Below are 23080 nucleotides of genomic sequence, written 5' to 3' on the forward strand. Positions count from 1 at the left end.
GTTACGTGCGCGCCACGGTACACAGCGGGAACAACACTATCGCAGCCAGGTATAGCTATGGTCAGCAATAACACAGAGTCGTCAGGCGAATTCTTGTTGGAAATGAGCAATATCAACAAGTCGTTTCCCGGCGTTAAGGCACTCGATAATGTTAATTTAAAAGTTCGTCCTCACTCTATTCATGCATTAATGGGGGAGAACGGTGCGGGTAAATCAACATTATTAAAATGTCTGTTCGGGATCTATCAGAAAGATTCCGGGAGTATTATTTTTCAGGGCAAAGAGATCGACTTCCACTCGGCAAAAGAGGCGCTGGAAAACGGCATCTCAATGGTGCACCAGGAGCTGAACCTGGTATTGCAACGTTCCGTGATGGACAATATGTGGCTGGGACGTTATCCCACCAAAGGTATGTTTGTCGATCAGGACAAAATGTACCGCGACACCAAAGCCATTTTTGACGAACTGGATATTAATATCGATCCGCGGGCGCGCGTCGGTACGTTATCCGTTTCGCAAATGCAGATGATTGAGATCGCCAAAGCCTTCTCCTATGACGCTAAAATCGTCATTATGGATGAGCCGACCTCCTCGTTAACGGAAAAAGAGGTCGGCCATCTCTTTACCATTATCCGTAAACTGAAAGAGCGTGGCTGCGGTATTGTCTATATCTCTCACAAAATGGAAGAGATATTCCAGTTGTGCGATGAGATCACCATCCTCCGTGACGGCCAGTGGATTGCCACTCAGCCGCTGGAAGGGCTGGACATGGACAAAATCATTGCCATGATGGTGGGCCGTTCTCTCAACCAGCGTTTCCCGCATCGTGAAAACAAACCGGGCGAGGTGATCCTTGAAGTTCGTAACCTGACTTCTCTGCGTCAGCCGTCGATTCGCGATATCTCCTTCGATCTGCATAAGGGGGAAATTCTCGGTATAGCGGGCCTGGTGGGTGCGAAGCGTACCGATATTGTCGAAACGTTATTTGGTATCCGTGAAAAATCAGGTGGTACGATTACCCTGCACGGCAAAAAAATAAATAATCATACTGCCAACGAGGCCATTAACCATGGCTTTGCGCTGGTAACGGAAGAGCGGCGTTCAACCGGTATTTATGCCTATCTGGATATTGGTTTTAACTCGCTGATTTCGAATATTCAAAATTACAAGAACAAAGTCGGGCTGCTGGATAATTCGCGTATGAAAAGCGATACCCAGTGGGTGATTGACGCCATGCGCGTTAAAACGCCGGGACACCGCACGCAAATTGGCTCGCTCTCCGGAGGCAATCAGCAGAAAGTGGTTATTGGTCGCTGGCTATTAACTCAGCCAGAAATCCTGATGCTCGACGAACCGACGCGCGGTATTGACGTTGGCGCAAAATTCGAAATCTATCAGCTGATCGCGGAGCTGGCGAAGAAAGGCAAGGGGATTATTATTATCTCTTCTGAAATGCCTGAATTGCTGGGGATCACTGACCGTATTCTGGTCATGAGCAATGGTCTCGTTTCCGGAATTGTTGACACTAAAACCACCACGCAAAACGAAATACTCCGTCTTGCGTCTTTGCACCTTTAAGATCAGGGGCTCCTCATGAGTGCGTTAAATAAAAAAAGTTTTCTCACTTATCTGAAAGAGGGCGGTATTTACGTCGTTCTTTTAGTCTTGCTGGCTATTATTATTTTCCAGGACCCTACGTTCTTAAGTCTGCTGAACCTGAGTAACATTCTTACCCAGTCCTCGGTGCGTATTATTATCGCGCTGGGCGTGGCAGGTCTTATCGTCACTCAGGGTACTGACCTTTCTGCTGGTCGTCAGGTCGGTCTGGCCGCGGTGGTGGCGGCGACGTTATTACAATCGATGGAAAACGCCAATAAGGTCTTCCCGGAAATGGCAACCATGCCGATTTTCGTGGTGATCCTGATTGTTTGCGCTATCGGCGCGGTAATTGGCCTGGTGAACGGTATTATCATCGCTTACCTGAACGTCACGCCGTTTATTACCACCCTGGGTACGATGATAATCGTCTACGGTATCAACTCCCTGTATTACGATTTCGTGGGCGCATCACCGATTTCCGGTTTCGACAGCGGCTTCTCTACCTTTACCCAGGGCTTTGTGGCGCTGGGCAGTTTCCGCCTCTCCTACATTACCTTCTATGCGTTAATTGCCGTGGCATTCGTCTGGGTTCTGTGGAATAAAACCCGCTTCGGCAAAAACATTTTCGCCATCGGCGGCAACCCGGAAGCAGCGAAAGTCTCTGGTGTTAACGTTGCGCTGAACCTGCTGATGATCTATGCGCTCTCCGGCGTGTTCTACGCGTTCGGCGGGATGCTGGAAGCGGGGCGTATCGGCTCGGCGACCAACAACCTCGGCTTTATGTATGAACTGGATGCGATTGCGGCCTGCGTGGTGGGTGGGGTGTCCTTCAGCGGCGGCGTCGGTACCGTACTCGGCGTGGTGACCGGTGTCATCATCTTCACCGTTATTAACTACGGTCTGACCTACATCGGCGTTAACCCTTACTGGCAGTATATTATTAAGGGCGGTATTATTATCTTCGCCGTGGCGCTGGATTCACTGAAATACGCGCGTAAAAAATAATTCCTCATATCTACACGCCCGGCGGCGCAAGCGTGCCGGGCTTTTTTATTGTGCCATTAATGACTTCAGCAAATGTTTAGAAGCGGGAACCAAACCTACAACGAGTCCAAAAGGTCTGAAGGCCTTGTTGACCACCTCAACCGAGTAATTTCCTTTGTTATTTTCTATCTCCGAGAGGGTTTTACGCGAGATAGAGACCAGATTAGCATACGCCATTTGCTGTAAGCCTAATACATCAATACGGAGACGTTTTAACGCCTCTCCCTGGGTCATGTCGCCCAAAAGAAGCTTTTTGATGATATCATTCATCACCGCTTTTCGTTCCAGACTGTCCACTTTATTTGTCCCGTCGGATACCCGTTTTCTGGATGATGTTTTCAGCCCGGCAGCAGTATAGACGCCAGTGTTTTCATGCATAGCAGTCCGTTTGTTTTGTGAGCGAAGCTTTTCTATCGCTGTTTGCACATCGTCATGTTTTTTATCGGATGAACTCATATTAGCCTCCAGCGAGACAATTTTTCGGCAATATAATCAAAGCCGATGGCAGGCATGGTAATAATCTGCATCGGTACGCCCCGCTCAATAAGCCGCGTTTTTAAATCAATGAGCTGTCCCGACGTTTCACGTAGTTTTGCCAGCAACAGATCTTCTGGAACCAAATCTGACAGTGCTTGTGCAATACCCTGAAAGTTATACTCTCCACCAATTTCCAGTTCTCTGGACCATTTCATGCTACGTGGAATGCCTTCAGGATCGGCTTTCATGGGGGCAAAGTCATAAATCGGCGCGAGAGTGATACTGTTCTCGGCTTTCATAAATGATGTATTCCGACCATGATTATCACTATTGCCAAAGATAATGTTGAGCAGATCGCGACGAACCCATTCGATGACAAATGCCTGAACATCAAATATGAATCCCTGCTCTTGCACCATATGGCTATTAAGAATTTTGTCAATCAGCGTCCTGATCGTTGTTTCATGATCAAGGGTAACGCCGGGGCCTTTTTTTAAAACAGAATAAACAGATTCAAGACCGTATCGCTGAAGGAGGCCATTTTCACCCATAACGATATCGAACCGGGGGAGCCAGAGTGAAGGATAGCTAATTCCTTCTTCCAGCTTCATGTTTTCAACAGGAATAGTATCAAAGCCCATAGCGGTAAGCTCTTGATAGTAGAAATATTCAGCTCTTAGTATATTACAATCAATTTCTGTTCTTGCCCCTCGAGGGTATTTCACCAGAAAATGCTGATCCCGATTGGCAGGATCGTTTTGCCAGGTATCAATCCAGATCCTTTGATCGTCGCTACAGCGTAACAGGAGCTTAGGTGCCTCACCGCCTGCTCCGGTCGCCCCTCCCGCTGCGGCACCTCGTTGCTGCGCGTAGTCAAGAAAGTCAGCTGCTCTGTTAATAACATCGTCTACCAAAAAGAATAGTTTTTCTGCGGTTGCATTATATTCAGGAAGCGATTCTTTAATACGGAGATTACCAACAGGAGACATTGTCCCATATTTTAGTAATATAAAATTTTGCTGGTTAACGCTGAGTCCTGCAAGATCGAGATAATTAACCCAGTAGCGACGACTTGCTCCGCTGGGCATAATATCGTCTATAAACTTCAACCAGCCCGGTTCACCGCCATCGTCAAAAAACAGTGAGACAGGATGATTTAATGAAACGGCATGTAAATCGTCCCAATCCAGAAAGTCGACGGCATAATCTGATAAATAGTTAATTTCTGTGCGGCGGAAGTCATGATTTTCACCATCTGGAAACGTAATTTGCGCGATGTCATGCCATTGTTGACTATAAAAAGCCTGTAATGTTAAGGATTCCATCATGCCTCCTTTAGATTATGAGTAAAATATTACGCATAAAGCAGGCTGAAAGCAAGTAATGTTCCCTATATCACTCATAGATCACTTTTTTCTGCATTAATGTAACTTATATTACGCGAAGATTACTTTCTCGTTTTTGGCTGCAATTCCAGCAGTTGCTCGGGCGTGACTGCCGGATAGCCCTGTGTATCTTCCGGGATTTCATGGCGGGAGGGGATAGGGATCAGCGGGCCTAAAAAACGCGGCTCGCGTTTGAAAATATAGAGGTCGGCCAGCGCGCTGAAGCGGGCACCAAATTCTCGTACCCGAACGTTCCACATATCTTTTGGCGAGGGGACGGCGTAGCACTGCGCCTGGATGCCCATATGCAGGGCAATAAACAGCGCGCGCTCGCAGTGAAAACGCTGGGTGATGATGATGAAATCGTTGGTATCAAAGACTTTTCGGGTACGGACGATGGAATCGAGCGTGCGAAAACCCGCGTAGTCCAGCACGATATCCGCAGGGTCAACGCCTGCGGCAATCAGATCTTTACGCATCGTGACCGGCTCGTTGTAGCTTTGCTGGGCGTTATCACCACTTAACAGCAGATAGTTAACTTTCCCGCTATTGTAAGCATTAAGCGCACCCTGGATCCGGTAGCGGTAATACTGATTAATCACGCCGGTGCGGTAATATTTTGCCGTGCCGAGGACCACGCCGACCTGTCGCCAGGGGAGGTCCTGAAGTTCATCATAAATATAGGGAGCGGTTTTCCAGCTCATCCACCGGTCGAGGCCAAGCACCGTTAACAGCAGTAAGCCGATCAGGACTAACACACTGTATAACAAACGCTTCAACATGGACCCAGACCCGGCGGTGGCGAAAATTTCATTCAGGCTACTTTACCCGTGAAGCAAGCGCAAGAAACGGACGCTCAACTGAAGGGATTTTCATCAATGCGGACCCGAAAGCCCGCATTGACTGTCAGGCAAGGCATACACGTTCAATATTCTGACAGCCCAGCGCGTTGAGCGTTGCGCTGGTGGCTTGCCACTGAATCAACGCGCCATCGTCACGCTCCGCCAGAATGGCTCGCTGAATATCCGGGTAATCGTAGCCGTTCAGACTCAGCAGATTAAGGGCACCCTGTAGCGGCGGCAGGGAAGGGTTGAATGCGGCGTTTTCCGCGTAGCTGCCGGTGAAAATCGTGCCATCCCGACATTCCAGCGCAACGCCGGACGGGGCTTTACTGTAGGGCGCATGGCTGCGGTTAGCGGCACGGATGGCGGCCTGCGTCAGCGCATCGCCCTGCACGTTGTAACCCTGATCCTGCTCGTCCATCAGCAGAGTTTTAATGTCGAGGTCTTTAGGACCGAACGCATCGGGCAGATAGTGCCTCAGAGTATGCGCCGGACGGCCCGGTAAATGGATATTGATATCCAGTCCGCTGTTCAGTTCATTCATAAACTGGCGGCAGTGGCCGCAAGGGGTATAGTTTACGGTAATGGCTTTGAGGGATTTCTCGCCCCGTAACCAGGCGTGGGTGATCGCACTTTGTTCGGCATGCACCGTTTGCTGCATCGTCGCGCCGTGAAACTCCATATTCGCGCCAAAATACCAGGTGCCGCTGACGCCACGCGCAATGGCACCGACGTTAAAACTGGAAAGATCGGCGCGGGCGCAGGCGGCGGCAAGCGGCAGGAGGGCGAAAGCCAGGGCGTCTTCGTCCATTCCCGTCGCTTTCAGTAACGATGAGATCTGCCCTGCGCTCAGCATGGCAGGAAAATGCTCATCTTCCAGCAAAGGTGCCAGCGCCGATTGCATCTCACCCGGAAGCTGCGGGAGAGCAGATTGAAAACGTTGATGCATGGGGTGCCTCGTAACAATGTAATGGGATCGTAGTTTACGAGGCGTCAGAAGATTTGTAACGTGATCCAGATCCCATTATGTGTGCAACGGTTGCAATGAAAACGAAAATTGCGCGACGTATCGCAAATTTTACCCCATCACAACCAGAATCAGCGGGAACAGAAACGGGGCAATCAGCGAGGTAATAATGCCGCAAATCACCAGCGCCAGAGAACTAAACGCGCCCTCCTGATAATCGAGCTCCGCGCAACGCGCCGTCCCAAGGGCGTGCGAGGCGGTGCCCATTGCCAGCCCACGTGCAGCTTTAGTTCGAATCCCCATAATATTGAGCAAAGTGTGACCGAATACCGCGCCAAGAATACCGACAAAAATCACGCAAACCGCGCTGATAGCCGGAATACCGCCAATGCTGCCGCCAACGGCCATCGCAATAGGTGTCGTTACCGATTTCGGCAGAACAGACGCGGCGATTTCCGGCGTTGCGCCCATCAGCAGCGCCACGCTGGTTCCCGTCACCATTGCCACTACGCTGCCGATAAAGCAGATAGTAATAATCGACTTCCAGCGGGCGCGGATCTGGTGCAACTGCTCATAAAGCGGAAACGCCAGTGCGACTACGGCAGGCTGCAAAAGATCGTTGAGGATTTTGCTGCCCTGAAAATAGTGATCGTAGGGGATGCCGGTTAACAGTAAGAAGGGAATGATCACTACCATGGCGACCAGCAGCGGGTTAAGTAGCGGCATCTTAAAACGGGCGGCAAGTTTACGCGCCGCGAAAAACACGGCCAGCGTCAGCGGCAATGACCACCAGATATACGCCATCATTTTTTTATATCCTTCTGACCAATGATTTTACGTTCACCGTGCACCAGATGTGAACTCCAGCTTACCACCAGAAAAACCACCAGGGTGCTGATAGCGCATGAGACCACTACCGGACCAAACTGCGCCCGCAGAACGTCAACGTATTGCATCACGCCAACGCCAATGGGGACAAACAACAGCGCCATATAACGGATCAGTACATAGCAGCCGGGATTAACCCATTTTGCAGGCAGGATTTGCAGCGCCAGCAAAAAAAAGAGGATCAGCATGCCAATAATGCTGCCGGGGATGGTTATTGGCAGCAGAGAAGCGATGTAAATTCCGGCGTATAGACAGGCATAAATCAGAACGAATGCACGCAGGTATTGCCAGATGATTGTGAAGGTTTTGCTCATGGTATCAATCCTTACGAAAACGCATTCATCATACAATTAAAGCCGAAAATGTGCTACCGATCACATCATGAATTCGAAGCATAGCTGAGATAGACAAACGGAACATCGGGCAAATGAACGAATCCGGCCAGTGAATTCCGCGGGTGCTTTAAACCCTGGCGCAGAGAAGCTAACATAGCGCCTCTCCGCGTGTTGACAAAGCGGCTTCTCAGGGGAAACGCCGGGATTGGGTTCCCGGAGGGAGGCCCAACCCGGTGGTCGCACGGACGGTTTGGCATCAACCTCAGCGACGCTAACATAGCGTCTCTTTTTTTACGGGTAAAGATATGCGTGTACTCCTCGCGCCGATGGAAGGCGTGCTCGATTCACTGGTGCGAGAGCTGCTGACCGAGGTTAACGATTACGATCTGTGCATCACCGAATTTTTGCGGGTGGTAGATCAGCTATTGCCGGTCAAATCATTCTATAAACTGTGTCCGGAACTGCATCACCAGAGCCGTACCTCGTCTGGCACCCTGGTGCGTATCCAACTGCTGGGCCAGTATCCACACTGGCTGGCAGAAAATGCGGCGCGTGCCGTTGAACTGGGATCGTTCGGCGTTGACCTCAACTGCGGCTGTCCGTCCAAAGCGGTGAATGGCAGCGGAGGCGGAGCAACGCTACTAAAAGATCCGGAACTGATTTATCAGGGAGCCAAAGCGATGCGCGACGCCGTGCCCGCGCATTTACCGGTGACGGTAAAAGTCCGGCTTGGCTGGGACAGCGGCGATCGCCAGTTTGAAATTGCCGATGCGGTACAGCAGGCCGGGGCAACCGAACTGGCGGTGCACGGCCGCACAAAAGAAGATGGCTATAAAGCGGAGCGGATTAACTGGCAGGCGATTAGCGACATCCGCCAGCGGCTGACCATTCCGGTGATCGCCAACGGTGAAATCTGGGACTGGGAAAGCGCTCAGGCTTGTTTGCAGACCAGCGGATGCGATGCGCTAATGATCGGTCGCGGGGCGCTGAACGTGCCAAACCTTAGCCGGGTGGTCAAATATAACGAGCCGCGTATGCCCTGGCCTGAGGTGGTGGAACTACTGCGGAAATATTCCCGCCTCGAAAAGCAGGACGACACCGGCTTATACCATGTCGCTCGCATAAAACAGTGGCTGGGATATTTACGTAAAGAATATGATGAGGCGCTGGATCTGTTTACGGCCATTCGGACGTTTCAGGATTCGACGTCCATTGCGCGGGTCATTGAACGCTGGTCATGAAAACTATCGCCCCCGCACAGGAGGGCGATAACTATCAGAAAATCATCTTAAACACCCCAGTTACGACCAACAGTCCAATCAGAAAAATAACTAAAATCGCCCATAGTAAAATTTTCATCGCGCATTCCCTCTTTGTAGTATTCACATCAAGTATAGGAAAGCAGAGAAATTGTGCCTCGCCAAATGACACTTTTGTTAATTGAATAGCCTGTTAATTATTTGTTTGGTGAATAATTTGCTAACTATTTCTTTTTATGTCCATTTGTTCATTGCCACGCGTTACTAAAAAAAATTCTCACCCGCCACGTAATCTTGCCGCCTCCTTATTATCTCGTAAAAATACGTTATGAATCGTCCCCTGATTTTGACTGCAATGTCAGTCCTGCCGCTGGTTCTTTCCCTGACGGGCTGCGCGCCCTCGCATGATGTTAACGCCGGGATCACACCCCAAACCCCGGCGGTGTCGGTGAGCAGCACGTTACCGGCTGCGTTACAAAACGGCTGGCCGCAAAGCCAGTGGTGGAAGCAATATCAGGACCCGCAGCTTGACGCGCTAATTACGCGCGCACTGGCCAACGCGCCCGATTTAAAAGTGGCGCAACAGCGTATTGCGCTGGCGGAAGCGCAGGCGAGAATGGCGGAGGCCGCAGACGGTCCGGCGGTGAATTTCTCATCCGACGTTGAGCGGCAAAAAATGTCGGCGGAGGGTTTGATGGGACCCTTCGCGCTCACCGATCCGGCCGCCGGGACCACCGGGCCGTGGTACACCAACGGTACCTTTGGTCTGACAGCCGGCTGGGATTTGGATTTGTGGGGCAAAAATCGTGCTGAAGTGGAAGGCCGCATCGGCCTGGTGCGTGCGCGTGATGCTGAACTACAGCAGACGCAGCAGTTACTGGCCAGCAGCGTGGCGCGTCTCTACTGGGAATGGCAGACCGAAGCGGCCATTAAAACGGTGCTCAGCAATATTGAACAGCAGCAGGAGGCGATTGTTGCTGTCGATCGCGAGCTCTATCAGCAGGGGATCACCTCTTCTGTTGAAGGTGCGGAAACCGATATCAGTGCGGGGAAAACCCAGCAAAAGCTGGCGGAAGTTGCCGGTAATATGAAAATTATCGAAGCCCGCCTGCTGGCATTGACCAATGGACAGTCATCAACGCTTGCCCTGCACAGCGTGCCGCTGCCGGCCGTACAGACCAAAATGCCTGCCAGCCTTGGCTATGAATTACTGGCGCGTCGACCGGACTTGCAGGCCGCTCACTGGTACATCGAAGCCTCATTAAAAGAGGTGGATGCCGCCAAAGCGGCGTTTTACCCGGACATTAACCTGATGGCGTTTTTACAGCAGGACGCGCTGCACCTCAGCGATCTGTTCCGTCACTCCGCGCAACAAATGGGCGTGACGGCGGGGCTGACGCTGCCGATTTTTGATAGTGGTCGGCTGAATGCGAATCTGGATATCGCCAGCGCCCAAAACGGTCTCTCCATCGCTAATTACAATAAGGCAGTGGTTGACGCGGTGAATCAGGTTGCCCGCAGCGCCACGCAGGTTGAAACGCTGATGGAGAAAAGTGCGCGTCAGAAGCAGGTGCAGCAGGATGCATCGCGCATTGTGGCACTGGCAGAGGCGCGACTGAAAGCCGGTCTGATTGCAGGATCTCGCGTCAACCAGGCGCGCATTCCGGCCCTTGAGGAGCAGATTAACGGCCTGAAATTGCAGGGACAGTGGCTGGATGCCTCTATCCAGCTGACTTCTACGCTGGGCGGCGGCTATCATTTCTCATCCTGACCCCCAGACTTCGCCGGGGTTTTCTATACTTACCTCCTGAACTTAACGGGAGGTCAGTATGGCGGCAAACAAAGTTGCAGTAGTCACCGCGTCGGATTCCGGCATTGGTAAGCAGTGCGCGTTATTTCTCGCTAAAGGCGGATATGACATCGGCGTGACCTGGCACTCGGATGAAAAGGGCGCGCAGGGGACGGTAAAAGAAGTTGAGGCGCTGGGCCGCAAAGCCATTGCGGTACAGCTGGATCTCAGCAAGCTGCCGGAGGGCACGCAGGCGCTGGAAACGCTGATTAAACAGTTTGGCCGTATTGATGTGCTGGTCAACAACGCGGGCATGATGACCAAAGATGCGTTCCTTGACGTCAAGCTGGAGGACTGGCGGGCGATTTTTACGGTAGACGTCGAAGGCGCATTTCTCTGTTCGCAGATTGCCGCCAGAAAAATGGTAGAGCAGGGGGAGGGAGGACGCATTGTTAACATTACCTCCGTGCATGAACATTCTCCTCTGCCTGACGCCAGTGCCTACACGTCCGCCAAACATGCGCTTGGTGGGCTGACCAAATCGATGGCGCTGGAACTGGTCAAACACAATATTCTGGTCAATTCTGTTGCGCCGGGCGCTATCGCCACGCCCATGAATGATATGAGCGATGACGATGCAAAACCCGGCTCCATGCCCACTATCCCGCTGACGCGTCCGGGTAAAACGGAAGAAATTGCCAGTCTGGTAGCATGGCTGTGCTCGGAATATGCGACCTACACGACCGGCCAGTCGTTTATTGTTGACGGTGGTTTTATGCTGGTAAACCCGCAGTTTGCAGGACTGAAATAAATCTTGCCCCGGTAACGGCAGCAACTACTGCCGTTTCTGCCGGTGTTTTAACCACAGGCGCACACCCACGACCAGCGCGACAGCAATACCCAGCCAGACCAGATGTTTTAAATGCTGATTGAAATGATGCAGCCACGGCCCAATCACTTCACCACCGACATAGCCAAGGGTGGTGAAAATCAGCGCCCACACAATTGCGCCCGCAATGTTGAGCGGCAGAAACAGCGTCGGCGGCAGACGACTGGCACCTATCAGCAGGGGGCCGATAATGCGGAAACCGTACATAAAACGGCTACCAATCACAAACAGCCACGGACGGCGCTGGATCAGCCGCTGCGCACGGTCGATTTTATCCTGATGCCCGCTGAAACGCGCCAGGATGCGGTTGCCGAACCGGCGGCCTAAAAAATAGAGCAACTGATCGCCGATGATCCCGCCCAGCGCAACGGCAATCACCACCAGCGGAAACTTCAGCAGCCCCTGGTGGGCCGCAACGCCACCCAGCAGCGTAATGGTTTCTCCCTCTGCCAGACTGCCAATCGTCAGGGCAGCGTAGCCATACTCCGTAATTAACAAATTGATATCCATGCGTTAAACATCTCTCCTCTCTGTACCGCACCCAACAAGCATAATCGCTATGCGAAATGTTGCAGGCAAAGAGGGATAAGCATTTTTGAACTGTACATAAAATAATCTATTGATGTGCATTATACTTAAGCCACAGTCGTATCACGTTGAGAAGAGGGGATCATATGAACCATGTCTGGGGACTTCTCTCCCATCCTAATCGCGAAATGCAGGCTATTAAGCGCGAAAACGAAACGGTTTCGCATCACTACACCCATCACGTCCTGATCATGGCGGCCATCCCGGTTATCTGCGCGTTTATTGGTACGACGCAAATTGGCTGGAATTTTGGTGAAAATAACGTGGTCCGGCTGTCGCTGTTTACTGCTTTTGCGCTGGCAATCCTTTTCTACGGGCTGATGCTGGCGGGGGTGGCGGTGATGGGCAGGGTGATCTGGTGGATGGCGCGTAACTATCCGCATCGCCCTTCGCTGGCACGCTGTATGGTATTTGCGGGCTACGTCGCCACGCCAATCTTTTTGAGTGGTATCGTGGCGCTCTATCCGCTGGTCTGGCTGTGTGCGCTGGTGGGCACGGCCGCGCTGTTTTATACCGGTTATTTACTCTATCTGGGCATCCCGACCTTCCTTAATATCAACAAAGAAGAGGGGCTGAGTTTTTCCAGCTCTACGCTGGCTATCGGCGTGCTGGTGCTTGAAGTTCTGCTGGCCCTGACGGTCCTGCTGTGGGGCTATGGCTATCATCTGATCTGACAAATGCTGTGCGGCGGGTAGACGCGCTCGCCGTGCAGTATTTGGACATGATTCTTCTCTGGCGGAGCCTTTTCCCGGCGGGTATGATGCGCAGGCGTGTTTTGTATTGATATCTATAATGAATCACGCCCCAAAAACATAACCTGTGCATATAACTACCAGAATCTCATCATGCCGAAATTACGCGTTTCTTTGCTTAGCCTTGCGCTAATGCTCCCGGTGGTTTTCGCACCACAGGTCAGTGCCAAAACGGCTGCGGCCGCTACGGCGTTACAGCCGGAAATCGCCTCCGGTAGTGCGATGATTGTTGATCTTCAGACCAATAAAGTGATCTACGCCAGCCATCCGGATCTAGTGCGTCCCATTGCATCTATCACCAAATTGATGACGGCGATGGTGGTGCTGGATGCGCATCTGCCGCTGGATGAAAAACTGAAGGTGGATATCAGCCATACGCCAAAAATGAAGGGAATTTATTCGCGCGTGCGCCTGAACAGCGAAATCAGCCGTAAAGATATGCTGCTGCTGGCGCTGATGTCATCGGAAAACCGTGCGGCGGCGAGCCTTGCGCACCATTATCCGGGCGGCTACGATGCGTTTATTCGGGCGATGAATGCAAAAGCGAAAGCGCTGGGGATGACCCACACGCGCTACGTGGAGCCGACTGGACTGTCGATTAAAAACGTCTCCACGGCTCGCGACTTAACCCGGCTGTTGATTGCCAGCAAGCAGTATCCGCTCATTGGTCAACTCAGCACTACGCGCGAAGATATGGCGACGTTTTCGAACCCGGCCTATACGCTGCCGTTCCGTAACACCAACCACCTGGTCTATCGCGATAACTGGAATATCCAGTTGACCAAGACCGGGTTTACCAACGCGGCGGGTCATTGTCTGGTGATGCGCACGTTGATCAACCAACGCCCGGTGGCGCTGGTGGTGATGGATGCGTTTGGCAAATATACCCACTTTGCCGACGCCAGCCGCCTGAAAACCTGGATTGAGACGGGGAAAGTCATGCCGGTTCCGGCCTCGGCGCTGAGCTATAAAAAGCAGAAGGCGGCGCAGATGGCCAGTACGGATTTCACCGCGCAAAACGATTAACCCGTGGTGTCGTGACGCAGGCTATGTGCCACTTTGCCCGGTGGCGCTTTGCTTACCGGGCCTACGGTGCTGTGGTAGCTCCGGTGGCGCTGCGCTTACCGGGGCTACAATGTTGCGATGCTGTTTTCGTAGGCCGGGTAAGGCGAAGCCGCCACCCGGCATCATGCGCACCGTGGCCGATTCCCGCCTTACTCCCACCGAATCCTACTCCGGCAGCGTCCAGTCACCGTCATTAAGCGCGCGCTGCATAATCAACGTATCGCGCCAGTCACCTTTTTTATATCCCACGCTGCGCAACCGTCCGGCAACCTCAAACCCCTGCTGCTGATGCAGCTTTAGCGAGCCGGGATTATTATGCCCGTCACCCACCACGGCCAGCATCTGCCGCCACGGTCCCTGTTCACAACGTGCAATCAACTGCGACAGCAGGCGCGTGCCGATACCGCGCCCGGTCATCGTCGTATCAATATAAATCGACTCTTCGATGGTGAAACGGTAGGCGGGACGCGGACGATACTGGGTCGCATAGCAATACCCCACGACCACGCCGCGATAAAGCGCCACCAGCCACGGCAGATCCTGCGCTGCGACGTTCTCCATCCGCTCGCGCATTTCTTCCACCGAAGGCGGCGTTTCTTCAAAAGAGGCCCGGCCGTTCAGCACATGCCAGGCATATAGCGCGGCAATGGCATGAACATCGTCGGGCAGGGCATCACGGACTTCAACATCCACGCCGTTCAAAACGTCAACCGCAGACATAACGCAAGCTCCTCAAAACAAAAAGCCAGAGAACACCGTCTCTGGCACGTTGAACCACTTTATTACGACTAACGACAAAAACTCAAACGGCAGGTGGCGGCGTCGGCACACTCTCTGCGGTTTCAGCAGGCTTTTGTGTGGCAGAAGTGCCTTCGCCCCAGTACTTCTGTTTACTGGTCTTGCCAATCCCCGGGTTCATGCTATTTGTCGGGTCGTTCTTGCGATAAAACGTTTTTAAACTCTCCGCCGCCTCGTAAAGATGGCCGACGTTATGCTCGGCAGGATACTGCGCACCGCGTGCTCGCAGCAGCTCCAGCATTTGCTCCTTCAGGTGATGCGCATCGACGCCTTTTTTGACGATGTAATCCTGATGGAAAACGTGACACATAAAGTGACCGTAGTAGAGCTTATGCACCAGCTGGCTGTCGATCTCCGGCGGCAGATGTTCGAACCACTCGGTATCATTGCGTCGCAGGGCGATATCCAGCGCCAGAATATCTTCCACCTCATCGGCATGTACCGCCTGGTAGCGGATCGCCGCGCCCGCCGCGGCAAAACGGTGCAGGAACGCTTTGCTGCCTTCTTCCGGCGTACAGGCGAAGAAATCGCCCTCGGCGGTTTTAAAGTATTCGCTCAGCCAGTGTTGCGCCTCGTTAACCCCATCGCCCGCCATCTTGAGCAGCAGATGATGTTCATACTTATCGCGCCAGCTTTTCATGCGCGGCGGCAAATGCGAAGGGAAGGCGCGGGTCAGCTTCTGCATCGTGCGATCGGTAAAATGCGGCTTAAACAGCGAGACCTTTTCCAGCAGCGCGTCGGTGCGGCCTTTCAAAGTAAAGAACAGCGGCATTTTGTCGGTGCCGAGTTTGTCGATCATCAGGAACGTATCTTTCCCGTACCGCTCGGCAATATCGTAAATATCGCGGTGCATATATTCACCCGCAATCGGCAGATGGGTGAAATTGGCCAGAATATGACGGCGAATGTCGGTGAGCACGTCGGGCTGGTTGGTGCCGATATAAAACACCTGCTGATTTTTTTCCGCCATAAAGGTATCCAGACGCACGGCAAAAACCGCCAGCTTGCCCGCGCAGCCGGAAGATTCAAACAGGCGATCCGGATCGGCATTATAGCGGGCAGGCGTGTCCGCCTCGACATCACGTACGCGGGTCACGTAGTCGTTGTCGTGTCCGTGACGCCCATCGTGGCGCACATCGCCAGCCGTGATGCGTTCATCGTCCAGTTTACTGAGGATCTGCTCCGGCGTTTGCCCCAGCTCAATGCCCAGATGATTGACCAGCTGTAAGCGTCCATTTTCATCAATACGGGCAAACAGCGACATCTCGGTATAGGCCGGTCCGCGCTGTACCAGCGCGCCGCCGGAGTTATTGCAGATGCCGCCAATCACCGAGGCACCAATGCAGGAGGAGCCGATCACCGAATGCGGCTCGCGTCCCAGCGGCTTGAGCGCTTTTTCCAGCGAATACAGCGTGGTGCCGGGAAATGCCAGTACCTGCTCGCCATTATCCAGTAGCTGAAGTTTATCCAGTCGCAGGGTACTGATAATAACAATGTCGCGATCGTAATCGTTGCCGTTCGGCGTCGAACCTTCCGTCAGGCCGGTATTCGCCGCCTGCATCAGAATAATTTTATCGGCCTGCACGCAGGCGCTTAATACCCGCCATAGTTCGAGCAGGCTGCCGGGGAAAACGACGGCCAGCGCCTCGCCCTGGCCGGAACGGAAGCCCTTGCGGTAGCGGGCGGTTTTCGCCGGGTCGGTTAACAGATGAGAGTGGCCCACCAGGCGGGTCAGTTCGTTGAGTAGCGCGTGATTATCATGATGAGTTGTAGACGGCATCTTCCACTCCTTGTGGTGGGACAAATAAACGTCTTTAAGAATAGCCTGAGAAAACCGGGGCGGCGGAGAAAAACGCCAGAAAAATAAGAGAATAAGCGAGGCAAGATACTGCAACCGCGGTTACGATTATGGCAAACTGCGATCTTCGCACGGATTAGGCCGCTCCCCCGGCTTTAGCATAAGAGAGTAAACCATATGAAATGGCTGTGTTCTGTAGGTGTCGCTGTGAGTCTGGCGTGTTATCCCGCGCTGGCAGAGGAAGTCAAAAACCAGCATCCATTGACCCCGGAAGCCCGTGACGCTTACGTCACTGAGCTGCTCAAAAAAATGACAGTGGATGAAAAAATTGGTCAGTTGCGGCTTATCAGCGTCGGGCCGGATAACCCGAAAGAAGCCATTCGCGAGATGATTAAAGAGGGGCAGGTCGGCGCGATTTTTAATACCGTGACGCGCGAAGACATTCGTAAAATGCAGGATCAGGTGATGGAACTCAGCCGCCTGAAGATCCCGCTGTTTTTTGCCTATGACGTGGTGCACGGCCAGCGCACCGTTTTTCCGATAAGCCTCGGGCTGGCCTCGACCTTTGATCTCGACGCGGTGAAAACCGTCGGTCGCGTTTCAGCGTATGAAGCGGCGGACGATGGCCTGAATATGACCTGGGCACCGATGGTCGATGTTTCGCGCGATCCGCGCTGGGGCCGCGCCTCGGAAGGCTTTGGTGAAGATACCTACCTGACCTCCATCATGGGTAAAACCATGGTAGAAGCAATGCAGGGGAAAAGCCCGGCGGATCGCTATTCAGTCATGACCAGCGTGAAACATTTCGCCGCCTACGGTGCGGTCGAGGGCGGGAAAGAGTACAACACCGTCGATATGAGCCCGCAGCGACTGTTCAACGACTATATGCCGCCGTATAAAGCCGCGCTGGACGCGGGTAGCGGTGGCGTGATGGTGGCGCTGAACTCGCTAAACGGCACGCCGGCGTCGTCAGATTCCTGGCTGCTGAAAGATCTGCTGCGCGATGAATGGGGCTTTAAGGGCATCACCATTTCCGATCACGGGGCGATTAAAGAACTGATCAAACACGGTACCGCCGCCGATCCGGAAGATGCGGTGCGTGTGGCGCTCAACTCGGGCATTAACATGAGCATGAGCGACGAGTATTACAGTAAGTACCTGCCGGGGCTGGTGAAGTCCGGCAAAGTCCCGATGGCGGAACTGGACGACGCGGCCCGCCACGTGCTGAACGTCAAATATGATATGGGGCTGTTCAACGACCCTTATAGCCATCTGGGGCCGAAAGATTCCGATCCGAAAGATACCAATGCCGAAAGCCGTCTGCACCGTCAGGACGCCCGCAGCGTGGCGCGCGAAAGTCTGGTGCTACTGAAAAACCGTCTGGACACGCTGCCGCTGAAAAAGACGGCGACCGTGGCCGTGGTGGGGCCGCTGGCCGACAGCAAGCGTGACGTGATGGGGAGCTGGTCGGCCGCAGGCGTCGTTGACCAGTCGGTGACCGTGCTGACCGGCATCAAAAACGTGATGGGCGATCAGGGGAAAGTGATCTTTGCCAAAGGGGCGAACGTTACTAACGACAAAGACATCGTGACCTTCCTTAACCAGTACGAGCCTGCGGTGCAGGTCGATGAGCGTACGCCGAAAGCGATGATCGACGAAGCCGTAGCGGCAGCGAATCAGTCTGATGTCGTCGTGGCCGTAGTGGGCGAGGCGCAGGGCATGGCGCACGAAGCCTCCAGCCGTACGGATATCACTATTCCGCAGAGCCAGCGCGATCTGATTAGCGCCCTGAAAGCCACCGGTAAGCCGCTGGTACTGGTGTTGATGAACGGTCGTCCGCTGGCGCTGGTGAAAGAAGATCAGCAGGCCGATGCGATCCTCGAAACCTGGTTCGCGGGCACCGAAGGCGGCAATGCGATTGCCGATGTGCTGTTTGGCGATTACAACCCGTCCGGTAAACTGCCGATGTCCTTCCCGCGTTCGGTAGGGCAGATCCCGGTGTATTATAGCCATCTGAACACTGGTCGTCCCTATAACGCCGACAAACCCAATAAGTACACCTCGCGCTATTTTGACGAGGCAAACGGCCCGCTGTATCCGTTCGGCTACGGTCTGAGCTACACCACCTTTACCGTCTCTGACGTGAAACTCTCCGCGCCGACCATGAAGCGCGACGGCAGCGTTACCGCCAGCGTTGAGGTCACCAATACCGGTAAACGTGAAGGGGCGACGGTTATTCAGATGTATTTACAGGATGTCACCGCCTCGATGAGCCGTCCGGTAAAACAGCTGAAAGGGTTTGAGAAAGTCACGCTGAAGCCAGGCGAAACGCAGACCGTCAGCTTCCCGATTGACGTTGAGGCGCTGAAGTTCTGGAATCAGAAAATGAAATACGATGCTGAACCGGGCAAATTCAACGTCTTTATTGGCGTGGATTCCGCTCGCGTGAAGCAGGGAGAATTTGAACTGCTGTAAACCCGCAGCATTCCATTTCCCTTGCTGGCCCTCCCGTTTGTTGTTAAAGCGGGAGGGCCGCACATCATTTAAAGGTTAAATGCCCTTTTTTCGTCTACGCTTTTCTCTTAAGCCCCTGTAAGTGGGTCGTAAAATAACGAGGAAAAGCAGATGATGACATTCAAGGGAACGCTTAGCGCTATCGCATTATTCTCCGCAATAAGCCTGCCGCTACACGCAGCAGAACCGGTGAAAGTAGGCTCCAAAATTGATACCGAAGGGGCGCTGCTGGGCAATATTATTTTGCAGGTTCTGGAAAGCCACGGCGTTAAAACGGTTAATAAAGTTCAGTTAGGCACTACGCCGGTCGTGCGTGGCGCGATCACCTCCGGCGAGCTGGATATTTATCCGGAATATACCGGCAACGGCGCGTTTTTCTTTAAGCTGGAAAATGACGCGGCGTGGAAAAATGCGCAACAAGGCTATGAGAAAGTGAAGCAGCTGGATGCGGAGAAGAACAAGCTGGTCTGGCTGACTCCTGCGCCAGCCAACAATACCTGGACCATTGCGGTGCGCCAGGATCTCGCCTCGAAAAATAAACTCACTTCATTAAGCGATCTCAGCCGCTATTTAAAAGAGGGCGGCACCTTCAAACTGGCGGCCTCCGCAGAATTTATCGAACGTACGGACGCACTGCCTGCTTTTGAAAAAGCCTACGATTTCAAGCTCAATCAGAGCCAGCTGCTGTCGCTGGCGGGTGGTGACACGGCGGTGACCATCAAGGCTGCCGCGCAACAAACCTCCGGCGTGAATGCGGCGATGGCTTACGGCACAGACGGTCCGGTGGCGGCCCTGGGCCTGCAAACGCTGACCGACCCGAAAGGCGTGCAGCCGATCTATGCCCCGACGCCAGTAGTGCGTGACGCCGTGCTGAAGGCATATCCGCAGATGGACGCGTGGCTTAAGCCGGTTTTCGCCAGCCTGGATGAAAAAACGCTGCAAACGCTGAATGCCAAAATTGCCGTGGAAGGTCTGGATGCGAAGAAAGTCGCTGCCGACTATCTGAAGGAAAAAGGGCTGGTGAAATAACACGGACGGCGTTGTGCATATAAAATGTCAAAACCGCGTGCTGCTGCTGCTGGCGATGATTTCGCTGGTGGCGGCAGCGCTGCCATTTGTGAATTATGCTCCCAACCGGCTGGTTTCCGGGGAAGGTCGCGCACTCTGGCAGATCTGGGCGTTTCCGCCGCTCTGGCTGCTGGTCGTGCCGCTGGGGTTAATCCTCCTGAGTTTCCTGCGTGGCCGCCTGTCGCTGGTGATAACGTTGCTGGCAGTTGAGCTGATCTTTATCGCCCTGATCTGGGGCGCAGGAAAATCTGCCAGTTGGCTGGCGCAGACCGGCAGTCCGCTGGCGCGTACCTCGCCGGGAAGCGGCTTGTGGCTCTGGCTGGCGCTTTCGCTGCTCATTCTGAGTGATACCATTCGGCGGCTTACGGATAAAGCAACATGGCGCTGGCTGTTAAATGCGCAGGTCTGGCTGCTACCGCTGGTGCTGCTGGGATCTGGCGCTCTTAATGAGCTCTCGCTGATGAAAGAGTACGCCAACCGTCAGGACGTGTTTAACGACGCGTTATTACAACATCTGACGCTACTGTTCGGCACGCTGTTGCCCGGCCTGCTGATTGGTGTGCCGCTGGGGCTGTGGTGCTATCGCCATCCTGCGCGCCAGGCCCCGGTGTTTACGGTATTAAATATCATCCAGACCATCCCTTCTATTGCGCTGTTCGGCCTGCTGATTGCGCCGCTGGCCGGGCTGGTGCAGCATTTTCCGCTGCTGGCAAAAATCGGCGTGGCCGGAACCGGCAGAACGCCCGCGCTCATTGCGCTGGTGCTCTACGCCTTATTGCCGCTGGTCCGCGGCGTGGTGGCCGGGATGGGGCAGGTGCCGCGCGACGTTCTGGAAAGCGCCGCCGCAATGGGCATGAGCCCCCGCGAGCGTTTTTTCCGCGTCCAGTTGCCGCTGGCCTTGCCGGTATTGATCCGCGGATTACGCGTGGTCACCGTGCAGACCATTGGGATGGCGGTGATTGCGGCGCTGATCGGGGCGGGAGGATTCGGCGCGCTGGTATTCCAGGGGCTACTCAGTAGCGCGCTTGATCTGGTGTTGCTGGGCGTTATTCCGGTTATTGCGCTGGCCGTCGTGGTAGACGCGCTATTCGGCCTGTGGAGTGCACTGCTTAAGGAACGTGCGCATGATTGAATTTAACCAGGTAAGCAAATCGTTTGCCGGGCAGGACGCGGTAAAAAACCTCAACCTGCATCTGAAAGAGGGGGCGTTCTCGGTCCTCATCGGCACGTCAGGCTCGGGGAAATCCACCACCCTGAAGATGATTAATCGCCTGGTCGAACACGACAGCGGTACCATCCGTTTTGCCGGGGAAGACATTGGCCAGCTGCCGCTGCTGGCGCTGCGTCGGCGGATGGGTTATGCCATCCAGTCCATTGGCCTCTTTCCCCACTGGACGGTGGCGCAAAATATTGCCACCGTGCCGCAACTGATAAAGTGGGATCGCAAGCGCATTAACGCGCGTATTGATGAATTAATGGCCCTGCTGGGGCTGGATCCGTCGCTGCGCGAACGTTTTCCGCACCAGCTTTCCGGCGGACAGCAGCAGCGCGTGGGCGTGGCGCGGGCGCTGGCGGCCGATCCTGATGTTTTGCTGATGGACGAACCGTTCGGTGCACTCGATCCGGTGACGCGCGGTGCGCTACAGCAAGAGATGAGCCGCATCCATCGCCTGCTGGGGCGCACCATTGTGCTGGTTACTCATGACATCGATGAAGCGCTGCGGCTGGCGGATCATCTGATCCTGATGGATAACGGCGAGGTAGTACAACAGGGTACGCCTCTGCAAATGCTGACCCACCCGGCAAATGACTTCGTACGTGAGTTTTTTGGCCGCAGCGAGCTGGGCGTCCGCCTGCTGTCTCTGCGTGCGGTGCGGGATTATCTGCGCCACGGTGAGCCGGTGGAGGGTGAACCCGTTCTGGATACCATGACATTACGCGAGGCGCTTTCCGCTTTTGTTGCTCGTCAGTGCCTGGTATTACCGGTGGTCGACGGTCAGGGCCGATTCTGCGGCAACCTCCATTTCGACGATCTGCTGCGTGAGGAGGGGGCCGGTGAAACTCATCCGTGATCCGTTACTGTGGCTGATGGTGCTTTTTATCGCGCTACTGGTCGGCCTACCGCACAGTGAGGGACTATTCAGCGCCTTATTCCCGCAACTGCCGCGGCCGGTCTATCAACAGGAGAGCTTTCTGGCGCTGACGCTGGCCCATTTCTGGCTGGTGGGCGTGTCAAGCCTGGTGGCTATCGTGCTTGGCGTCGGGGCCGGCATCCTGGTCACGCGCCCGGCAGGACGGGAATTTCGCTCGCTGGTCGAGACGATTGCGGCCATCGGGCAAACCTTTCCGCCGGTTGCGGTACTGGCGATTGCTGTCCCGGTGATGGGCTTTGGTCAGCAGCCGGCCATTATCGCACTGATTCTCTACGGTGTGTTACCGATCTTACAGGGGACCTTAGCCGGGCTGGCTGCGGTGCCCGCAGGCGTTACCAGCGTGGCAGAAGGCATGGGGATGAATCGCTGGCAGCGCTTGATAAAAGTCGAGTTACCGCTGGCGGCACCGGTGATCCTTGCCGGGGTCCGCACCTCGATTATTATTAATATCGGTACGGCGGCCATCGCCTCGACGGTCGGGGCCAGTACGCTAGGCACACCGATTATTATCGGTCTGAGCGGATTCAATACGGCGTATATTATCCAGGGCGCGATCCTGGTCGCGCTGGCGGCGGTGATTGTCGATCGCGGATTTGAGCGGCTGGGACGTTATCTTAACCGCCATGCACAATAAAGGTGTATCCGGCCAGCATGACGCCGCCGATGCCGCTCACGGCCATGACCACAAAAAGGGTGATGATGCCCATTTTGGCTATGCTCATAATTTGCTCCTTATGTTAATCAAAAGATTATACGGCGAAGCTGATGTGTTAATGAACCATTAATTTTGGTTCTGATAAGCGGAGAGGTTTCAGATAGCGCGTTTTTTGTACATTTGTGCGCCCATTCAGTGATCCGGCGCACGAATTT

Annotated in this window: 23 protein-coding genes; 12 read left to right on the plus strand and 11 right to left on the minus strand. The window is 54.0% G+C overall.

Annotation, left to right across the window (positions count from 1 at the left end; all coding sequences use genetic code 11):
* The first annotated feature begins 57 nt into the window (after positions 1-57).
* Positions 58-1578, plus strand: coding sequence for a galactose/methyl galactoside ABC transporter ATP-binding protein MglA (mglA, locus tag INT84_RS08010; protein WP_194206372.1), 1521 nt, complete (start codon positions 58-60; stop codon positions 1576-1578).
* 15 nt (positions 1579-1593) lie between these two features.
* Complete coding sequence (gene mglC, locus INT84_RS08015) at positions 1594-2604, plus strand: galactose/methyl galactoside ABC transporter permease MglC (protein WP_194206373.1); 1011 nt, start codon at positions 1594-1596, stop codon at positions 2602-2604.
* Between the two features lie 45 nt (positions 2605-2649).
* Here the strand turns inward: mglC and INT84_RS08020 are convergent, their stop codons facing one another.
* The 6 genes from INT84_RS08020 to INT84_RS08045 form a co-directional block, all read right to left on the minus strand.
* Positions 2650-3099, minus strand: coding sequence for a helix-turn-helix transcriptional regulator (locus INT84_RS08020; protein ID WP_176919043.1), 450 nt, complete (start codon positions 3097-3099; stop codon positions 2650-2652).
* Entirely contained in the window at positions 3096-4445 is a 1350-nt protein-coding gene (locus INT84_RS08025; RefSeq protein WP_194206821.1) for a type II toxin-antitoxin system HipA family toxin, read from the minus strand. The genes INT84_RS08020 and INT84_RS08025 overlap by 4 nt, the downstream gene beginning before the upstream one ends.
* Before the next feature lie 122 nt (positions 4446-4567).
* On the minus strand, positions 4568-5287 hold the full coding sequence (sanA, locus tag INT84_RS08030; RefSeq protein ID WP_176919045.1) for an outer membrane permeability protein SanA: 720 nt from the start codon (positions 5285-5287) through the stop codon (positions 4568-4570).
* A 124-nt stretch (positions 5288-5411) separates the two neighbouring features.
* Positions 5412-6296 carry a cytidine deaminase gene (cdd, locus tag INT84_RS08035; protein WP_194206374.1) on the minus strand — a complete coding sequence of 295 codons (885 nt, stop codon included), beginning with the start codon at positions 6294-6296 and terminating at the stop codon, positions 5412-5414.
* 129 nt (positions 6297-6425) lie between these two features.
* The gene (locus tag INT84_RS08040) at positions 6426-7121 is read right to left on the minus strand and encodes a CidB/LrgB family autolysis modulator (RefSeq protein ID WP_194206375.1); all 696 of its coding nucleotides are present in this window, start codon (positions 7119-7121) and stop codon (positions 6426-6428) included.
* On the minus strand, positions 7118-7516 hold the full coding sequence (locus tag INT84_RS08045) for a CidA/LrgA family protein (RefSeq protein ID WP_176919048.1): 399 nt from the start codon (positions 7514-7516) through the stop codon (positions 7118-7120). Before INT84_RS08045 ends, INT84_RS08040 begins: the two co-directional genes overlap by 4 nt.
* A 326-nt stretch (positions 7517-7842) precedes the next feature.
* Between INT84_RS08045 and dusC the strand changes: the two genes are divergently transcribed.
* Positions 7843-8778 carry a tRNA dihydrouridine(16) synthase DusC gene (dusC, locus tag INT84_RS08050; protein ID WP_176919049.1) on the plus strand — a complete coding sequence of 312 codons (936 nt, stop codon included), beginning with the start codon at positions 7843-7845 and terminating at the stop codon, positions 8776-8778.
* A 34-nt stretch (positions 8779-8812) separates the two neighbouring features.
* On the opposite strand, the gene yohP is transcribed toward dusC, so the two are convergent.
* The gene (gene yohP / locus INT84_RS08055; protein ID WP_176919193.1) at positions 8813-8896 is read right to left on the minus strand and encodes a small membrane protein YohP; all 84 of its coding nucleotides are present in this window, start codon (positions 8894-8896) and stop codon (positions 8813-8815) included.
* Between the two features lie 228 nt (positions 8897-9124).
* On the opposite strand from yohP, the gene mdtQ reads away from it, so the two are divergent.
* Positions 9125-10567 (plus strand): multidrug resistance outer membrane protein MdtQ, encoded by a 1443-nt coding sequence (mdtQ, locus tag INT84_RS08060; RefSeq protein ID WP_194206376.1) that lies wholly within the window; start codon positions 9125-9127, stop codon positions 10565-10567.
* Positions 10568-10625: 58 nt separating this feature from the next.
* Complete coding sequence (locus INT84_RS08065) at positions 10626-11396, plus strand: SDR family oxidoreductase (protein ID WP_194206377.1); 771 nt, start codon at positions 10626-10628, stop codon at positions 11394-11396.
* 24 nt (positions 11397-11420) lie between these two features.
* Here the strand turns inward: INT84_RS08065 and INT84_RS08070 are convergent, their stop codons facing one another.
* The gene (locus INT84_RS08070) at positions 11421-11984 is read right to left on the minus strand and encodes a DedA family protein (RefSeq protein ID WP_194206378.1); all 564 of its coding nucleotides are present in this window, start codon (positions 11982-11984) and stop codon (positions 11421-11423) included.
* Positions 11985-12148: 164 nt separating this feature from the next.
* Here INT84_RS08070 and INT84_RS08075 point away from each other — a divergent pair, with 164 nt between their 5' ends.
* Together INT84_RS08075 and pbpG are read left to right on the plus strand one after the other, a co-directional pair.
* Positions 12149-12736, plus strand: a complete 588-nt coding sequence (locus INT84_RS08075) for a Yip1 family protein (RefSeq protein WP_194206379.1) — start codon at positions 12149-12151, stop codon at positions 12734-12736.
* A gap of 171 nt (positions 12737-12907) precedes the next feature.
* Positions 12908-13840, plus strand: a complete 933-nt coding sequence (gene pbpG, locus INT84_RS08080) for a D-alanyl-D-alanine endopeptidase (RefSeq protein WP_194206380.1) — start codon at positions 12908-12910, stop codon at positions 13838-13840.
* 204 nt (positions 13841-14044) lie between these two features.
* Here pbpG and INT84_RS08085 read toward each other — a convergent pair whose 3' ends face one another.
* Positions 14045-14599, minus strand: a complete 555-nt coding sequence (locus tag INT84_RS08085; protein ID WP_194206381.1) for a GNAT family N-acetyltransferase — start codon at positions 14597-14599, stop codon at positions 14045-14047.
* A gap of 82 nt (positions 14600-14681) precedes the next feature.
* On the minus strand, positions 14682-16457 hold the full coding sequence (gene dld / locus INT84_RS08090) for a D-lactate dehydrogenase (protein WP_194206382.1): 1776 nt from the start codon (positions 16455-16457) through the stop codon (positions 14682-14684).
* 195 nt (positions 16458-16652) lie between these two features.
* On the opposite strand from dld, the gene bglX reads away from it, so the two are divergent.
* The 5 genes from bglX (at position 16653) to INT84_RS08115 (ending at position 22844) form a co-directional block, all read left to right on the plus strand.
* Positions 16653-18950, plus strand: coding sequence for a beta-glucosidase BglX (gene bglX, locus INT84_RS08095; RefSeq protein ID WP_194206383.1), 2298 nt, complete (start codon positions 16653-16655; stop codon positions 18948-18950).
* A gap of 150 nt (positions 18951-19100) precedes the next feature.
* Positions 19101-20018: an ABC transporter substrate-binding protein gene (locus INT84_RS08100; RefSeq protein ID WP_194206384.1), complete on the plus strand. Its 918-nt coding sequence runs from the start codon at positions 19101-19103 to the stop codon at positions 20016-20018.
* 13 nt (positions 20019-20031) lie between these two features.
* On the plus strand, positions 20032-21189 hold the full coding sequence (locus INT84_RS08105) for an ABC transporter permease (protein WP_370529641.1): 1158 nt from the start codon (positions 20032-20034) through the stop codon (positions 21187-21189).
* A complete protein-coding gene (locus INT84_RS08110; RefSeq protein ID WP_194206385.1) occupies positions 21182-22129 on the plus strand; it encodes an ABC transporter ATP-binding protein in 948 nt (315 codons plus the stop codon). The genes INT84_RS08105 and INT84_RS08110 overlap by 8 nt, the downstream gene beginning before the upstream one ends.
* Positions 22113-22844, plus strand: a complete 732-nt coding sequence (locus tag INT84_RS08115; RefSeq protein ID WP_194206386.1) for an ABC transporter permease — start codon at positions 22113-22115, stop codon at positions 22842-22844. The genes INT84_RS08110 and INT84_RS08115 overlap by 17 nt, the downstream gene beginning before the upstream one ends.
* Here INT84_RS08115 and INT84_RS08120 read toward each other — a convergent pair.
* Complete coding sequence (locus INT84_RS08120) at positions 22825-22932, minus strand: protein YohO (protein ID WP_103674269.1); 108 nt, start codon at positions 22930-22932, stop codon at positions 22825-22827. The genes INT84_RS08115 and INT84_RS08120 overlap by 20 nt on opposite strands.
* Between the last annotated feature and the right edge of the window lie 148 nt (positions 22933-23080).

This window comes from Superficieibacter sp. 1612_C1 (assembly GCF_015234305.1).
GTDB lineage: Bacteria > Pseudomonadota > Gammaproteobacteria > Enterobacterales > Enterobacteriaceae > Superficieibacter.

What these genes read in the sequence shown, in the direction of transcription:
- mglA (WP_194206372.1), top strand. Translation starts at nt 58, where the DNA reads ATGGTCAGCAATAACACAGAGTCGTCAGGCGAATTCTTGTTGGAAATG.
- mglC (WP_194206373.1), top strand. Translation starts at nt 1,594, where the DNA reads ATGAGTGCGTTAAATAAAAAAAGTTTTCTCACTTATCTGAAAGAGGGC.
- INT84_RS08020 (WP_176919043.1), bottom strand. Translation starts at nt 3,099, where the DNA reads ATGAGTTCATCCGATAAAAAACATGACGATGTGCAAACAGCGATAGAA.
- INT84_RS08025 (WP_194206821.1), bottom strand. Translation starts at nt 4,445, where the DNA reads ATGGAATCCTTAACATTACAGGCTTTTTATAGTCAACAATGGCATGAC.
- sanA (WP_176919045.1), bottom strand. Translation starts at nt 5,287, where the DNA reads ATGTTGAAGCGTTTGTTATACAGTGTGTTAGTCCTGATCGGCTTACTG.
- cdd (WP_194206374.1), bottom strand. Translation starts at nt 6,296, where the DNA reads ATGCATCAACGTTTTCAATCTGCTCTCCCGCAGCTTCCGGGTGAGATG.
- INT84_RS08040 (WP_194206375.1), bottom strand. Translation starts at nt 7,121, where the DNA reads ATGATGGCGTATATCTGGTGGTCATTGCCGCTGACGCTGGCCGTGTTT.
- INT84_RS08045 (WP_176919048.1), bottom strand. Translation starts at nt 7,516, where the DNA reads ATGAGCAAAACCTTCACAATCATCTGGCAATACCTGCGTGCATTCGTT.
- dusC (WP_176919049.1), top strand. Translation starts at nt 7,843, where the DNA reads ATGCGTGTACTCCTCGCGCCGATGGAAGGCGTGCTCGATTCACTGGTG.
- yohP (WP_176919193.1), bottom strand. Translation starts at nt 8,896, where the DNA reads ATGAAAATTTTACTATGGGCGATTTTAGTTATTTTTCTGATTGGACTG.
- mdtQ (WP_194206376.1), top strand. Translation starts at nt 9,125, where the DNA reads ATGAATCGTCCCCTGATTTTGACTGCAATGTCAGTCCTGCCGCTGGTT.
- INT84_RS08065 (WP_194206377.1), top strand. Translation starts at nt 10,626, where the DNA reads ATGGCGGCAAACAAAGTTGCAGTAGTCACCGCGTCGGATTCCGGCATT.
- INT84_RS08070 (WP_194206378.1), bottom strand. Translation starts at nt 11,984, where the DNA reads ATGGATATCAATTTGTTAATTACGGAGTATGGCTACGCTGCCCTGACG.
- INT84_RS08075 (WP_194206379.1), top strand. Translation starts at nt 12,149, where the DNA reads ATGAACCATGTCTGGGGACTTCTCTCCCATCCTAATCGCGAAATGCAG.
- pbpG (WP_194206380.1), top strand. Translation starts at nt 12,908, where the DNA reads ATGCCGAAATTACGCGTTTCTTTGCTTAGCCTTGCGCTAATGCTCCCG.
- INT84_RS08085 (WP_194206381.1), bottom strand. Translation starts at nt 14,599, where the DNA reads ATGTCTGCGGTTGACGTTTTGAACGGCGTGGATGTTGAAGTCCGTGAT.
- dld (WP_194206382.1), bottom strand. Translation starts at nt 16,457, where the DNA reads ATGCCGTCTACAACTCATCATGATAATCACGCGCTACTCAACGAACTG.
- bglX (WP_194206383.1), top strand. Translation starts at nt 16,653, where the DNA reads ATGAAATGGCTGTGTTCTGTAGGTGTCGCTGTGAGTCTGGCGTGTTAT.
- INT84_RS08100 (WP_194206384.1), top strand. Translation starts at nt 19,101, where the DNA reads ATGATGACATTCAAGGGAACGCTTAGCGCTATCGCATTATTCTCCGCA.
- INT84_RS08110 (WP_194206385.1), top strand. Translation starts at nt 21,182, where the DNA reads ATGATTGAATTTAACCAGGTAAGCAAATCGTTTGCCGGGCAGGACGCG.
- INT84_RS08120 (WP_103674269.1), bottom strand. Translation starts at nt 22,932, where the DNA reads ATGAGCATAGCCAAAATGGGCATCATCACCCTTTTTGTGGTCATGGCC.